Source organism: Bradyrhizobium sp. cir1 (genome assembly GCF_014198245.1).
Taxonomy (GTDB): Bacteria; Pseudomonadota; Alphaproteobacteria; order Rhizobiales; family Xanthobacteraceae; genus Bradyrhizobium.
Genome location: NZ_JACIHE010000014.1, coordinates 51,596 through 64,456, shown reverse-complemented (window position 1 = coordinate 64,456; position 12,861 = coordinate 51,596). Strand labels below are relative to the sequence as shown.

General features: G+C 65.6%; 13 protein-coding genes. 5 read left to right on the top strand and 8 right to left on the bottom strand.

Annotation, left to right across the window (positions count from 1 at the left end; genetic code table 11):
- Genes GGD63_RS25530 through GGD63_RS25520 form a run of 3 tightly spaced genes read right to left on the bottom strand, consistent with a single transcriptional unit; the run spans position 1 to position 2,169 of the window.
- Positions 1 to 732: an amino acid ABC transporter ATP-binding protein gene (locus GGD63_RS25530; protein WP_183245915.1), complete on the bottom strand. Its 732-nt coding sequence runs from the start codon at positions 730 to 732 to the stop codon at positions 1 to 3.
- Positions 729 to 1,382, bottom strand: coding sequence for an amino acid ABC transporter permease (locus GGD63_RS25525; RefSeq protein ID WP_183245914.1), 654 nt, complete (start codon positions 1,380 to 1,382; stop codon positions 729 to 731). The genes GGD63_RS25530 and GGD63_RS25525 overlap by 4 nt, the downstream gene beginning before the upstream one ends.
- A 28-nt stretch (positions 1,383 to 1,410) precedes the next feature.
- Positions 1,411 to 2,169 (bottom strand): ABC transporter substrate-binding protein, encoded by a 759-nt coding sequence (locus GGD63_RS25520; RefSeq protein WP_183245913.1) that lies wholly within the window; start codon positions 2,167 to 2,169, stop codon positions 1,411 to 1,413.
- A gap of 180 nt (positions 2,170 to 2,349) precedes the next feature.
- Here GGD63_RS25520 and GGD63_RS25515 point away from each other — a divergent pair, with 180 nt between their 5' ends.
- Positions 2,350 to 2,994, top strand: a complete 645-nt coding sequence (locus GGD63_RS25515; RefSeq protein WP_183245912.1) for a helix-turn-helix domain-containing protein — start codon at positions 2,350 to 2,352, stop codon at positions 2,992 to 2,994.
- Positions 2,995 to 3,018: 24 nt separating this feature from the next.
- A complete protein-coding gene (locus GGD63_RS25510) occupies positions 3,019 to 3,618 on the top strand; it encodes an SMI1/KNR4 family protein (protein ID WP_246785632.1) in 600 nt (199 codons plus the stop codon).
- A 6-nt stretch (positions 3,619 to 3,624) separates the two neighbouring features.
- Here the strand turns inward: GGD63_RS25510 and GGD63_RS25505 are convergent, their stop codons facing one another.
- Both GGD63_RS25505 and GGD63_RS25500 read right to left on the bottom strand, forming a co-directional pair.
- Positions 3,625 to 4,890, bottom strand: a complete 1,266-nt coding sequence (locus tag GGD63_RS25505; protein WP_183245911.1) for a D-amino acid dehydrogenase — start codon at positions 4,888 to 4,890, stop codon at positions 3,625 to 3,627.
- Positions 4,891 to 4,960: 70 nt separating this feature from the next.
- Positions 4,961 to 6,289, bottom strand: a complete 1,329-nt coding sequence (locus tag GGD63_RS25500; RefSeq protein ID WP_183245910.1) for an aspartate aminotransferase family protein — start codon at positions 6,287 to 6,289, stop codon at positions 4,961 to 4,963.
- Between the two features lie 148 nt (positions 6,290 to 6,437).
- Here GGD63_RS25500 and GGD63_RS25495 point away from each other — a divergent pair, with 148 nt between their 5' ends.
- The 3 genes from GGD63_RS25495 (at position 6,438) to GGD63_RS25485 (ending at position 8,936) form a co-directional block, all read left to right on the top strand.
- A complete protein-coding gene (locus tag GGD63_RS25495) occupies positions 6,438 to 6,986 on the top strand; it encodes a cupin domain-containing protein (RefSeq protein ID WP_018646206.1) in 549 nt (182 codons plus the stop codon).
- A 186-nt stretch (positions 6,987 to 7,172) separates the two neighbouring features.
- Positions 7,173 to 7,325 carry a hypothetical protein gene (locus GGD63_RS25490; RefSeq protein ID WP_183245909.1) on the top strand — a complete coding sequence of 51 codons (153 nt, stop codon included), beginning with the start codon at positions 7,173 to 7,175 and terminating at the stop codon, positions 7,323 to 7,325.
- A gap of 99 nt (positions 7,326 to 7,424) precedes the next feature.
- Positions 7,425 to 8,936, top strand: coding sequence for a lysozyme inhibitor LprI family protein (locus GGD63_RS25485; RefSeq protein ID WP_183245908.1), 1,512 nt, complete (start codon positions 7,425 to 7,427; stop codon positions 8,934 to 8,936).
- A 78-nt stretch (positions 8,937 to 9,014) separates the two neighbouring features.
- On the opposite strand, the gene GGD63_RS25480 is transcribed toward GGD63_RS25485, so the two are convergent.
- From GGD63_RS25480 to GGD63_RS25470, 3 genes are read right to left on the bottom strand one after another with little or no spacing between them, the layout of a single operon-like run.
- Positions 9,015 to 11,276, bottom strand: a complete 2,262-nt coding sequence (locus GGD63_RS25480; protein WP_183245907.1) for a xanthine dehydrogenase family protein molybdopterin-binding subunit — start codon at positions 11,274 to 11,276, stop codon at positions 9,015 to 9,017.
- Positions 11,269 to 12,324: a xanthine dehydrogenase family protein subunit M gene (locus GGD63_RS25475; protein WP_183245906.1), complete on the bottom strand. Its 1,056-nt coding sequence runs from the start codon at positions 12,322 to 12,324 to the stop codon at positions 11,269 to 11,271. The genes GGD63_RS25480 and GGD63_RS25475 overlap by 8 nt, the downstream gene beginning before the upstream one ends.
- Positions 12,321 to 12,818, bottom strand: a complete 498-nt coding sequence (locus GGD63_RS25470) for a (2Fe-2S)-binding protein (RefSeq protein ID WP_008140891.1) — start codon at positions 12,816 to 12,818, stop codon at positions 12,321 to 12,323. Before GGD63_RS25470 ends, GGD63_RS25475 begins: the two co-directional genes overlap by 4 nt.
- Between the last annotated feature and the right edge of the window lie 43 nt (positions 12,819 to 12,861).

Sequence of the window (12,861 nt, the reverse complement as noted above, 5' to 3'; positions counted from 1 at the left end):
TCAGAGCGGATGCAGCACGCGGCGCAGGAAGTCCTGCGTGCGCGCGTGCTGCGGTTGATTGAGCACCGATTTCGCCGGCCCTTGCTCGACAATGACGCCGCCGTCGATGAACAGCACGCGGTCGGCGACGTCGCGGGCAAAGCCCATCTCGTGGGTGACGACGACCATGGTCATGCCGTCGTCGGCGAGCTTGCGCATCACGCCGAGGACGTCGCCGACCAATTCAGGGTCGAGCGCCGAGGTCGGCTCGTCGAACAGGATTGCCTTGGGCTGCATCGCAAGCGCCCGCGCGATCGCGACGCGCTGCTGCTGGCCGCCGGAGAGCTGCGGCGGGTCGGCGTCGGCCTTCTCGGCGAGGCCGACCTGAGCGAGTAGCGCGCGGCCCCGCTCGAGCGCTGCGGCACGCGGCTCCTTCTTCACGAAGAGCGGACCTTCAACCACGTTCTCCAGCGCCGTGCGGTGCGGGAACAGGTTGAAGCGCTGGAACACCATCGACACCTGGGTGCGGATGTTCACGATCGACGGCGCGTCGCGGTCGACCTTCAATCCCTCGACGCTGATCTCGCCGCGGTCGTAGCTTTCTAGCCCGTTGATGCAGCGCAGGATGGTGGATTTGCCGGAGCCCGAGGGACCGATGATGCAGACCACCTCGCCCTTCTCGACGGAAGCCGTGATGCCCTTGAGCACCTCGACCTCGCCAAAGCTCTTGTGGACGTCGCTCAGCTCGATCATTTCTTGCCGGCCCGCTTCTCGAAATGACGGACCAGCAGGATCAAAGGAATGCTCATGGTGAGATACATCAGCGCAACCAGCGTGAACACGCTGGTGTTCTTGAAGGTCGAGGACGCAATCAGCTTGCCCTGCAGCGCGAGCTCGGCGACCGTGATGGTCGAGGCTTGCGAAGAGTCCTTCAGCATCATGATCATGACATTGCCGTAGGGCGGCAGCACGATGCGCACGGCCTGCGGCAGCACCACGCGGCGCATGGTGAGCCACCAGCCCATGCCGATCGACTGCGCCGCCTCGATCTGGCCCTTGTCGATGGCCTCGATGCCGGCGCGGAAGTTTTCGGCCTGATAGGCCGAGTAGGCGATGCCGAGCCCGAGGATGGCGGCCTGCAAGGCCGACAGCGTGACGCCGAGATCCGGCATCACGAAGTAGAGATAGAACAAGAGGACGATGATCGGGATGCCGCGGATCACGTTGATCAGGCTGGCGCTGAGCATCGACAGCGCCTTGATGCCGGAGACCCGCATCATCGCCCAGACGAGACCGAGCAGGGTCGAGAGCAGCAGCGAGCCGATGGTGACGACGATCGTCAATGCGACGCCGTTCATCAGGATCGGGAAGAACTCGGCAGCGTCGTGCCAGAAGCCTTTCATCGGGCAGCTTTCGATCAGCCTCTATCGATCAACCCTGCGCCTTCAGGCCCCATTTATCGAGGATCTTGTCGATGGTGCCGTTGGCCTTCAGCTTCGCCAGCGAGGCGTTGATCTTGCCGAGCAGCGCGCTCTCGCCCTTGCGCACGCCGATACCGACCGAGCCGACGGTGACGGGCTTGTAGCCGTCGACGAGACGCACCTCGGGGAAACCGCCCTGCTTCAGGTTATAGGCGAGGATGGGATAGTCGGCGAAGCCAGCCTTGAGACGGCCGGTGTTCACGTCGCGCAGGATGTCGGGGATGGTGTCGTAGGCCTTCACGTCCGCGAACAGGCCGGACTTCTTCAGCGCATCGACGAAGGCGGTGCCGACCTGGGCGCCGACGGTCTCGCCCTTCAGGTCTTCCTGGGTGGTGTAAGCCTTGGTGTCGCCCTTCGGCACCACGAGGCCCTCGCCGTAGGTGTAGATCGGGTCGGAGAAGTCGACGACCTCCTTGCGCGGCGCGGTGATGAACATCGCAGCCGCGATGATGTCGATCTTGCTCGAGGTCAGCGACGGGATCAGTGCCGAGAACGCCATTGGCTCGATCTGCACGTTGAGGCCGGCGTCCTTGCCGACCTCGGTGATGATATCGACCATGATGCCCTGGATGGTGTTGGTCTTGGTGTCGAGGAAGGTGAAGGGAATGCCTGTCGGCGTCGAGCCGACCTTCAGCACCTGCTGCGCCGAGCCAGGCGCGGCGGCAAACAGCGCGAGCGCCGCAATCGCGGCCTGAACAAAACGCTTCATCGCATCCCCCTTTGGGCCCGGCCGAAGTGGGCCTCGCAGATGTCTTGATCGCAGACGTTGCGGGCCAAGCCGTTTCGGCCTATTTTCACCAATATGAAAATTTGGTCACACTTTCGCCAGTGATGCAAGCGGTTTTCATGCACATGAAGGAAGCGGTTTGACGTGAGCGGTGGCAAAAGAATGCGCAAACCGGCCGCCGCAAAGCCGGCCAGGAAGGCGAGAGCCAAAGCCGTCGCCAAACCGGCCGAGCCCGCGATGGACGTCGCGGTCGGTCGTCGCATCCGCAATCTCAGGCGCGTCAGGCAGTTCTCGCTGGAGATGGTCGCCGCGCGCACGGAGCTGTCGATCGGCTTCCTCAGCCAGATCGAGCGCGGCCTGTCGTCGCCGTCGCTGCGCGTGCTGGCGACGCTCGCCGACGTGCTCGGCGTCGGCATCGCCGCACTGTTCGGCGCGAGCCCGGGCGCCGACGGCGCGTCCGACCAGGTGGTGACGCGCGGCCTGCAGCGCCCCGAGCTGAAGCTCTGGCGCACCGGTGTGTCGAAGCAATTGCTGAGCCCGGCGAGCGCCGACAACAGGCTCAACCTGTTCCTGGTGCATCTGGAGCCCGGCGGCTCCACCGGCGACGAGCTCTACACCCATGACGGCGAAGAGGCCGGCCTCGTGCTCGAAGGCGAGATGATGCTGACGGTGGACAGCGAAACGTGGTCGCTGAAGCAAGGCGACAGTTTTCGGTTTGCCAGCCGACGGCCGCACCGGTTTTCGAACCCGGCGCAGGATGCGAAGGCCGTGGTGCTGTGGGTGAACTGCGTGACGGGGGCGGGGTAGCACGCATCCCTTTGATGTGCTGAGATGACCGCGTCATCTTTGAAAGAAGCTCCGATGGACGATTTGATTGTTGCGGCCATCCACCAGCGATTAAGGATGGGACTTACCGATCTTGGCAAAGGCTCGCGGTCGAGATTGACACGTAGCAACCCTGCTGATGTTGCATCCGACGAACAACGACTCGGATTCTCGTTCCCGCCCCTCTTGAAACGAATTTACGCCGAGATCGGTAATGGTGGTTTTGGGCCTGGGTATGGTCTGATCGGGCTCACCAATGGTGTGCCGGACGATACAGGCAAAACCGCCCCTGCCATTTATGAGCAATTTCAGGGCGACTGTGCCGACGAGCCGAATTGGAAGTGGCCTGCGAGACTTCTGCCTGTCTGCCACTGGGGATGCGCAATCTTGTCCTGCGTAGATTGTGCAGACGGAGATTTCCGGATGCGCATATTCGATCCGAACGTCTACGACGGCTCCGATTGGAAAGAAGCCTTCTTCGACGAAGCTCCTAGCTTTGCCCAATGGATGGGAGATTGGGCCTCAGGCGCCGATCTTTGGAAGGCGATGTACGGTGACGAAGGGCCCGTCACCAGGTTTCTCGCTGAACGCGCATCAAGGCGCTGAAGCAAATCACCCGAACCGGTGATTGTACCGGTCCACCGTCAGCGCGCTGACATCGATGTCCGGCTTCTTGCCCGACAGCATGTCGGCGAGCACGCGGCCGGAGCCGCAGGACATGGTCCAGCCGAGCGTGCCGTGGCCGGTGTTGAGGTGGAGGTTGGCGTATTGGGCCGGGCCGATCACGGGCGGGCCGTCCGGCGTCATCGGGCGCAGGCCGCTCCAGAACGTCGCCTTTGACAGGTCACCGCCGCGCGGGAACAGGTCGGTCAGGGAATGATCGAGCGTGGCGCGGCGCGCGTCGTAGAGCTTGCTCGAATAGCCTGATATCTCGGCGGTACCGCCGACGCGGATGCGATCGCCGAGGCGGGTGATCGCGACCTTGTAGCTCTCGTCCATCACGGTCGATTCCGGCGCGCCGGAGGCGTCCTTGATCGGCACCGTGATCGAATAACCCTTCACCGGATAGACCGGCAGCGAAATCCCGAGCGGCGCGACGAGGCGCGGCGACCAGCTGCCGAGCGCGAGCACGTAAGCGTCCGCCTGCAACAGGCCGGCGCTGCTGGCGACGCCGCTGACGCGCGCGCCGTCGGTGACGATGCGATCGATGCCGGTGTTGAACATGAAGCGCACGCCGAGCGCCTGGGCGTGCTTGGCCAGAGCCTGCGTGAACATGTGGCAGTCGCCGGTCTCGTCCTGCGGCAGGCGAAGCCCGCCGGCGAACTTTTCCTTCACGCCGCCGAGCGCCGGCTCCACCGCAATGCAGCCCTCGCGGCTCAGCACCTCGAAGGGCACGCCATATTGCTTGAGCACGGCGATATCCTCGCCGGTGCCGTCGAGCTGGGACTGGTGGCGGAACAGCTGCAGCGTGCCCTGCGAGCGCTCGTCATACTGGATACCGATGTCGCGACGCAGATCGCGCAGGCAATCGCGGCTGTATTCCGCGATCGGGATCATCCGGCTCTTGTTGACCGCGTAACGCGCGCTGGTGCAGTTGCGCAGCATCTTGAGCAGCCAGACCCACATCACAGGGTCGAGCTTCGGCCGGATCACCAGCGGGCCGTGCTTCATCAAGAGCCACTTGACCGCCTTCACCGGCACGCCGGGACCGGCCCAGGGCGAGGAATAGCCGGGCGACACCTCGCCGGCATTGGCAAAAGAGGTCTCAAGTGCCGGCTCCGGCTGACGGTCGACGACCGTCACGTCATGGCCGGCACGTGCGAGGTAGTAGGCAGAGGTGACACCGATGACACCGCTGCCGAGGATCAGAACTTTCACGCTTGGTCAAACTCCCGCGGCATCACGCTCGCCGCTGCAAGGAAACAACTCGCAACGGCGAGAGCAATTATCAGGCCACCTTCTTGATGGCGTCGCCGAGGATCGAAACCATCTGGTCGATGTGGCTCTTCTCGACGATGAGCGGGGGCGACATCGCAAAGCTGTCGCCGCTCATGCGCAGATAGAGGCCCGTGTTGAAGCAGTCGACCATGACGTCATAGCCGCGCGCACCGACGACGCCGTCGCGCGGCGCCAGCTCCACCGCGCCCATCAGGCCGCAATTGCGGATGTCGACGACGTTCGGCAGGCCCTTGAGCGAATGCAGTGCATCGCGCCAGTATTCGGCGATCGAGGCACCGCGCGTGAGCAGGCCCTCGTCCTTGTAGATGTCGAGCGTCGCGATACCGGCGGCGCAGGCGGTCGGATGCGCGGAATAGGTGTAGCCATGGAACAGCTCCATCTGGCTCTCCGGGCCGACCATCATGCCGTCATGCACCTTGCGGCTGGCGAACACCGCGCCACAGGGAATGGTGCCGTTGGTGATGCCCTTGGCCGTCGTCATCAGGTCCGGCGTGACGCCGAAGAAGTTGGCGGCGAACGGCGTGCCGAGACGGCCGAAGCCGGTGATGACCTCGTCGAAGATCAAGAGGATGCCGTGCTTGTCGCAGATTTCGCGCAGGCGCTGCAGATAGCCCTTCGGCGGCGGCAGCACCGCGGTCGAACCCGGCACCGGCTCGACGATGACGGCGGCGATGGTCTCGGCGCCGTGCAGGGCCACCAGACGCTCGAGATCGTCGGCGAGCTCGGCGCCATGCTCGGGCTGGTCCTTGGCGAAAGCGTTACGGGTGAGATCGTGGGTATGGCGGATGTGGTCGACGCCCGGCAGCAGGGTCGCGAAGGCGCGGCGATTGGCGACCATGCCGCCGACCGAGGTGCCGCCGAAGCCGACACCGTGATAGCCGCGCTCGCGGCCGATCAGGCGGGTGCGGCTCGACTGGCCGGTGGCGCGATGATAGGCGAGCGCGATCTTCAGCGCGGTGTCGACCGACTCGGAGCCGGAATTGGTGAAGAAGATGCGATCGAGGCCCTTCGGCGCGATCTCGGCAAGGCGCTCAGCGAAGTCGAATGCCAGCGGGTGGCCCATCTGGAACGACGGCGCGAAGTCCAGCGTCATCAGCTGCCGCTCGACCGCAGCCGCGATCTGCTTGCGGCCGTGGCCGGCATTGACGCACCAGAGGCCGGCGGAGCCGTCGATCACCTTGCGGCCGTCGACGGTGGTGTAGTGCATGCCCTCGGCCGAGGAGAACAGGCGCGGCGCCTTCTTGAACTGCCGGTTGGCCGTGAACGGCATCCAGAACGAGTCGGTCTTGATAGTGTTCGGAATCTGATGAAGGGTCACGGCCGCGCTCCTTTGCTGACATGCTAGCAGAGCCACGGCTTCAAAAGCGCAACAAGTCCTTTTCTGACGGCCTGCAAGCCATTGATTTTACTGGGGCTACCGGTCCATATTTGCGCGATCCGCAACACCTGCAACACAGGACTTGGGCATGAGCGTCGACATCGGTGGACGGCTGCGATTCATCCGGGCGCGCCACAAGCTGTCGCAGCGTGAACTGGCAAAACGCGCCGGCGTCACCAATTCGACGATCTCGCTGATCGAATCCAACCAGATGAACCCGTCGGTCGGCGCGCTCAAGCGCATCCTCGACGGCATCCCGATGGGACTCGCCGAGTTCTTCGCGCTCGAGCCGGAGAGCCGACGCAAGATCTTCTACCGCGCCGAAGAGCTGACCGAGGTCGGCAAGAAGCCGATCTCGTATCGGCAAGTCGGCGACAATCTGTTCGGCCGCAGCCTGCAGATCTTGAAAGAGCGCTACGAGCCCGGCAGCGACACCGGACGCGTTCATCTCGTCCATGACGGCGAGGAAGGCGGCATCGTGATTTCGGGCAAGCTCGAAGTCACCGTCGAGGACGAGCGTCGCATTCTCAATCCGGGCGACGCCTATTATTTCGAGAGCCGCCGCCCGCATCGCTTCCGCTGCGTCGGCGGCAAGCCGTGCGAAGTGATCTCGGCCTGCACGCCGCCGACGTTCTGACGCGCCGTCAGCCCCTCCGCAATCATACGGAGCCACCGGTATCTTACGGTGCTTGAGCCAGCTCAATTTCTGCAAGCCGAAGTTCTATATATTGGCAGTCGTAGCCGAGCAGCCTGGCGCAAAGGTGCTGAGGTTATGGCCCCGGACTCCTAGGCACGCCGGGGCCGCTTCGTAACTGGGCCCGCCATGAAGACCACGCTCGCCAACGCCGAAGCCGCACTCGACGAAGTGCAGCGCGATACCGAAAAGCTCCGCTCGCGGGAGCTGCGCAAGGCCATCGAAAAATACATCGAGATGCAGAGAGAGCAGATCAAGGCTCTCCGCCGGATGATGAATTGACCGACCGGCAAGGTCGTCGCACACCCGAATTCTCCTGAACCCGCCTGACGCAGCGGACGACCAAGCAGGAGGCATGATTCCGCTTCCCGAGAGCCGCCGATGTTCGTCCCCTTCCGCCTCGTGCTCCTTAGCGCGACAGTTCTGCTTGCTCCGGCCACCTGCCGCGCCATGGATGACGATCTCCGCGCTGCCAGCAGCGCGCCGACAGCAATCACGCTGTGCGGCGCGATCAATGGCGACGACAGCCGGAGCAAGGCCGCCGCCTGCAAGGAGAGGGGTTACGACCAGCTCGTCGCGGCGATCGACAAATCATTCGACGCGGCGCTCGCCAGGACGCCCGCCAACATCCGGCCGCTCCTCAAGCGCGACCAGGCCTGGTTCAATGAGATGATCCTGCAGGCCGCCGACACCGTGCAGGAGGTCGACGAAGCCGAGCTGCGCGACAGCTTTATCGCGACGCTGCGCCAGCGCGCCGCTGTGCTCGGCGAGATCGCAGGCGGTTTTGGCGGCGTCGGTCTCACCGGCAAATGGGCCAATGCCTTCGGCAGCGTCACCATCTCGCCGTCTGCGAACGGCACCCGGCAACTGACTATCGACATGAGCGCCTATTACGGCAGTGACAAGCACCGGCAATGCAGGCTGAGCGCGACGGTGACATCGGCGGGCGACTGGCTGAGCGGGGCGATCCCGCCAGCGAATGCGGGATCATCGACGAGCGGGCCGGACGCGAAGCCGGCAAGACCGCCGGCAATCAAGCTCCGCCGCCAGGGCGAAACCCTGCGCGTCGTCACCTTCGGCGGCGACGATACGACCGGGGATCGCGATGATTGCGACTATCTGTGGCAGATCACCGGCACCTATTTCGCGAGCGGCAGGTCCGAGGTGGCCGACAAGGTCGAGACGTCGTTCGTCGCGCCGAGCTTCGATTGCGTGCGTCCGGTGACGGCGACGGACGAAGAGATCTGCTCCGACCCGGACCTCGCCGAGAACGATCAGCGACTGAACCGCGCCTGGAAGGCGCTGCTGCCGCGCCTCGACGATGCGACGCGGCGTGCGCTGATGGAAGATCAGCGCAACTGGGTGCAGGCGCAGGCGGTGGAATTCCCCGAATTTCTCCACCCGGCCTGGGAGAAGCGGACCGCAGAGATGCATTTCACGGCCGACGGGCGCGACCATGTCGATGCCCTCCAGCGTGAGCGGATCGCGCTGCTCGAGGGTTTTGACGACAAGCGCGCGGGCCTTGCCGGCGTCTGGCTCGCCTCCAACGCCATCATCAAGATCACGGTCGACAAGGACGGCCGGCTGACCGCGCAGGGCTGGAAATGGGACCAGGGCGACTGGAAGGCCGGCTGCGACTACGACATGAAGGGCAAGATCGTCGGCGGCACCTTCCGCTCCGACGAACAGCGCAAGAATCCGGACACGCTGGAGCGCGATCGCGCCATGCTGATCGTCAACCGTCTGGACGATGCGTTCGCAAAGAAACGCACCGGCAAGGAGGACGACGACGAGGCGAAGTGCAAGCGACGGCTCGACAACTCCTCGACCGCCCGGCTGTTTCCGGCGCGCGCCTCGCCCGACATCGACAATTTTGCCGGCTCGATCCGCTAGCCGGCGGCTCGCGGCGAAAGCTCACGAGGTCCTCTCTTTGCGGCACTGAGCGCGCGGGGCCCAGTGCCGCAAAGCTCCTCAATGCTGCGTCAGCAGCTCCTCGATCCGGATCGGGAAGCGGCGGACGCGCACGCCGGTCGCGTGCCAGACGGCGTTGGCGACCGCACCGGCGCTGCCGGTGATGCCGATCTCGCCGACGCCCTTGATGCCGAGCGCATTGACATGCGGGTCGTGCTCCTCGACCGTGATGACGTCGAGCGGCGGCACGTCGGCATTCACGGGGATGTGGTACTCGCCGAGATTGGCATTCATGATGCGGCCGCTGCGGCGGTCGGTGATGGCTTCCTCGTGCAGCGCGAAGGACAGGCCCCAGATCATGCCGCCGAACAGCTGGCTCTTTACCAGATGCGGATTGACGATCCGCCCCGCGGCGAAGGCCCCGACCATGCGGGTGACGCGGACCTGGCCGAGCTCGGGATCGACCTTCACTTCCGCGAACACCGCGCCGTGGGCGTGCATCGCATATTCCTCCATTGCCGCAGGATTCGGCGCGCCGGTGCCGCGCGCCTCGACCTCGGCAACGCCGGCGCGCGCGAGGATCTCGGCATAGCTCTCGCTGCGGCTCTCGTCATCACGACGGATCAGCCTGCCCTCCCGCGCGATCACGCCGGCGTTGCCGGCGCCGAACAGCGGCGAGCGCTCGTCGTTCGTAGCGAGATCGGCGAGCTCAGCGATCACGGCCGCGCCTGCGCTGTGGATCGCAGCCCCCGCTGTCGCGGTATGGGCCGAACCGCCGGCAATGCCGGCATCGGGCAGGTCGGACGTGCCGGCCTTGAATTCGACGCGGTCGATATCGAGGCCGACCGCATCGGCCGCGATCTGGGCCAGCGCCGTCCAGGCGCCCTGCCCCATGTCATGCGCGCCGATCTCCATGACGCCCGAACCGTCGCGGCGGATCGCTGCGCGTGCCTGGGCCTGGAACATCAGCGCCGGGAAGGTCGCCGTGCCCACACCCCAGCCGACCAGAAGACCGGCATCGTCGCGCATCTGCCGCGGCTGGAGCGAGCGCTTCGCCCATCCGAACCGCGCCGCGCCCTGCTCGTAGCAGGCACGCAGTGCCTTGGACGAGAACGGCTTGCCGGAGATCGGCTCGACCTCGGCATAGTTCTTCAGGCGGAAGGCCAGCGGGTCGATGCCGCAGGCCCAGGCCATCTCGTCGATCGCGCTCTCGAGCGCGATCGAGCCGGTCGCCTCCCCCGGCGCGCGCATGAACAGCGGCGTGCCGGTGTTGACGCGCACGGCATCGTGCAAGGTGCGGATCGCAGGCGCCGCATAGAGCGTGTGCGAGGCATCGGCCGCGGGCTCGTAGAAATCGTCGAACGTGCTCGACACGGTCCTGGCGTGATGATCGAGCGCGGTCAGGCGTCCCTCGCCGTCGGCGCCGATGCGTAAGCGCTGCCGCGTCGGTGCGCGATGACCGACCGGGCCGTACATCTGCTCGCGGCGCAGCACCAGCTTGACCGGCCTGCCGACGAGCTTTGCCGCCATGATGCCGAGCGTTGGCGGCCCGGCCATCAATCCCTTGGAGCCGAAGCCACCGCCGAGGAATGGGCTGCGGATGTGGATCTTGTCGTGCGCGATGCCGAACAATTCGGCGATGCGCGCCAGCGACAGCATCAGGCCCTGGGTCGGCATGTCGATCTGCAGACGGTCGCCGTCCCAGGAGGCAACGATCGCATGCGGCTCCATCGCGTTGTGATATTGCGGCGGCGTTTCGTAAATCGCGTCGATCTGCTTCTCGGCCGAGGCGAGGCCCGCCTCGACATCGCCGCGGTGAACCTCCGTGGGATTGCCGACACCGACGACCGGCGGCACGAAGCTTTCGCCGACATCGAGCCCCACGAGCGCCGGCAGCGTCTCGTAGCGCGGCGCCAGCAGCAGCGCGCCTTCCGTCGCCGCCTCCAGCGTCTCGGCGATTACGACCGCGATCGGCTGGTTGGCGTAGCGGATCTCGTCGCTCTGCAACACCTCCATCCGGAACACGAACGGATTGGTCTTGAGCTCGGGGTCGATCGCGAGCGGTGGCTTGTGGCTCGGCGTCATGACGTCGACGACGCCGGGATGACGCTTGGCCGCCGCAACATCGAGCGAGGCCACCCGGCCGCGCGAAATGCTGGAGACGGCCATCACCGCAAACAGCATGCCGGGCGGATGATTGTCGGCGGCGTAAGTTGCCTGCCCCTTGACCTTGAGGACGCCGTCGCGGCGGGTCAGCGGTTGGCCGATGTTCGAGCCGTGCCGCAGATGGGCGGGAGCGCTGGTGAGATTGAGCTCAGGCATGAATGGCTCCGGAGGTCGAGGCAAAGGGAGAGGCCGGCAGCGCCGGCAGGCGCGCGGGCGTACCCGCGGCGGCGAGCAGCAGCGCGCGCACGACGATGCGGCGCGCAAGCTCGATCTTGAAGGCGTTGTCGCCGGACGGCTTTGCGTCGGCGAGCGCGCGCCAGGCGGCTTCCTGGAACGCGTCCGCCGTCGGCGCAACGTTCCTCAGAACGTCCTCCGCAGCACGGGCGCGCCACGGCTTGGCGGCGACGCCGCCGAGCGCAAGCCGCGCCTCCGCGATCCTGCCGTTCTCGATCCGCAACGCGGCTGCAGCCGAGACGACCGCGAAGGCATAGGAGGTGCGCTCGCGGACCTTGAGGTAACGGGCATGCGCGGAAAATCCGCGCGCGGGGGGCGGCAGGCGTACCGCGACGATGAGGTCGCCGGGTTCGAGCGCGGAGTCACGCTCGGGCGTATTGCCCGGCAGGCGATGCAGCGCGTCGAGGGCGATCTCGCGCCGGCCGTTCCTGCCCTCGATCTCGACGACGGCATCGAGCGCGACCAGCGGCACGCAGAAGTCGGACGGATGGGTGGCGATGCAGCTCTCGCTCCAGCCGAGCACGGCATGGGTGCGGTTCTCGCCGTCTCTGGCGTCGCAGCCGGTGCCGGCGTCGCGCTTGTTGCAGCGGCTGGCAGTGTCGTAGAAATAGACGCAGCGTGTCCGCTGCAGCAGATTGCCTCCGACGGTCGCAGCATTGCGCAGTTGCGCCGACGCGCCGGAGAGCAGCGCTTCGGCGACGGCCGGATAGGACCTTGCGAATTCCGGATCATGCGCGAGATCAGCGTTGCTCACCAGCGCACCGATCCGCAACGATCCGTCGGCGAGCGTCTCGATTTGATCGAGCCCATCGAGATGCGTGACGTCGACCAGGCGATCCGGACGGCTGACGCCGCCTTTCATCAGATCGAGCAGGTTGGTGCCGGCGGCAAGATACGCAGCACCCGGCTGGGCGGCGGCAGCAACGGCTTCAGTGACCGTGGCCGGCCTGACATAATCGAACGGTTTCATGCTGAGCGCCTCTGGTTGGATTCATCCATGCCGGCCTGCGCCTCCAGCACGGCATCAACGATGCCGGCATAGGCGCCGCAGCGGCAGAGATTGCCGCTCATGCATTCGCGGATGCGTTCGGGATCGTTGCCGGCCTGCGCCTCCTGCATCATGCCGATCGCGCTCATGATCTGGCCGGGCGTGCAGAAGCCGCACTGAAATCCGTCATGGGCGATGAAGGCCGCCTGCACCGGATGCAGTTGGTCGCCGCGCGCAACGCCTTCGATGGTGAGGATGTCGGCGCCGTCATGGCTGATGGCGAGCGCGAGACAGGAATTGATGCGCTTGCCGTCGACGAGAATGGTGCAGGCGCCGCATTGGCCGCGATCGCATCCCTTCTTGGTTCCGGTCAAATGGAGGCGCTCACGCAGGAGATCGAGCAGCGTGACGCGCGGATCGTCGAGGACGAAGTCGCGCCGCGCACCGTTCACGGTGAGGCTGATGGAGTGGTTCATACAAGGCTCCGATCAGATATGGACACGGCTCATCGCGCGGCGC